Source organism: Vibrio sp. 10N.247.311.47, from assembly GCF_041467535.1.
Taxonomy (GTDB): domain Bacteria; phylum Pseudomonadota; class Gammaproteobacteria; order Enterobacterales; family Vibrionaceae; genus Vibrio; species Vibrio crassostreae_C.
The window spans coordinates 1-1,256 of sequence record NZ_JBFSUR010000109.1 but is presented as its reverse complement, the minus strand read 5'-3'; the positions used below and the strand labels follow the sequence as shown (position 1 = coordinate 1,256).

The following is a 1,256-nucleotide window of genomic DNA, read 5'->3' as shown; positions in this document are numbered from 1 at the left end:
GCTACAGCCAGATTGAAACGCTTATAGGCTGCTCCAGACACACGATTTCCAAAGTCTCTAAATTAATAAAAAACAACAAGACGCTATGTTAAGACCATCGCGACAAGATCGAGAAAACCTCTTTATCCAAAAAGCAAAACTAAAGTACGGTGAGCGGTACGACTTTTCGAAAATGAAGTACGTCAATCGTTCTACCCCTGTCGAAATATTGTGCCCAGAGCACGGCGCCTTCCATACAACACCCAATAATTTTCTGGCCACGGTAAAAAAGATCGGTTGCCCGCTCTGCAGTCGCGCGCAGAAGGCAAAACGTAAACCACAAAAAGCCGATGAAAAGAATGAAGTCAGGGGATGTGGGACGGATAACTTCAATGTTCGTGGAGGGACGAAACAATATCAACACCTATTGCTGAAGGTGTTTGATTGACCAGTGACCACCTAGATAGGTCGATATTTGTTAGCTAGACATAGCTACTCGACGTTTAATGTCTTGAGCCTTCAAAACCTTGGCTCCCATGATCACAACTCGAAGAAAATCCTGTTTTGATTGGGACTTGTTCCAATTATCTAGGTTCTGGCGCGTTGTAGATGCGTACCTGGCCAATTCGTCAACGGTGTCAAACCCAGCCATTTTACTGAGCTCTGAGAGTTTATAGTCTGGAACAAAACACATTGAGACACCTCCGAAATTATTAGTCAAAATGTTTGACCAAAGCACTTATTTTAGTAAAGCATTTTGACTAATGGAAGCTATTCCGTAAATATATTTGACTGAACATTTGTTGCTAAAATAGCCTATCAAAAATTTCATGCAAAAGGGACTGCTGTAATAACAACGCCCCTTACCTGATAGCACTGAGTTTTAGGCCGTACTCAAGTTAATTAGTCTTCGAATGGTACTGGGGAAGACTCTCCTTTACCATCAAATATAATAACAACATCAGTATGGCCGGTAGGCGACTTAACGACCCACCCTTCAGGATCACTGTTTAGAGCAGGGGAGCAATTATCATAAGGCTCATGACACTTTTTAGTGAACATCACTTGAATACGCGCCTCGTCTACTACCACCTGCATTACCCCACTTTTTCGCTCGTGGTTTTCATAATAGTTCTGCAAAGTACGCATTTTCTTCTCAGCTAATTCAGCGTCAATCGGTGCATCAATACGGTAGTAGACCAGTTCATCATCATAATTCCACCCTTTACTCCACATCCCTTTGATGTGTGATGGGACGCCCATTTTTCCGATGTCGG

The 1,256-nt window shown here is 42.7% G+C and carries 1 protein-coding gene and 1 pseudogene; one reads left to right on the top strand and one right to left on the bottom strand.

Features of this window, described 5'->3' with window-relative positions:
- Nucleotides 1–85: 85 nt before the first annotated feature.
- Nucleotides 86–427 carry a DUF723 domain-containing protein gene (locus tag AB6E51_RS24465; RefSeq protein ID WP_102426108.1) on the top strand — a complete coding sequence of 114 codons (342 nt, stop codon included), beginning with the start codon at nt 86–88 and terminating at the stop codon, nt 425–427.
- A gap of 455 nt (nt 428–882) precedes the next feature.
- Here the strand turns inward: AB6E51_RS24465 and AB6E51_RS24460 are convergent.
- Nucleotides 883–1,256, bottom strand: a pseudogene (locus AB6E51_RS24460) (hypothetical protein); the annotation flags it as partial.

Coding starts and splice junctions, on each gene's coding strand:
- AB6E51_RS24465 (WP_102426108.1), top strand. CDS start 86: ATGTTAAGACCATCGCGACAAGATCGAGAAAACCTCTTTATCCAAAAA.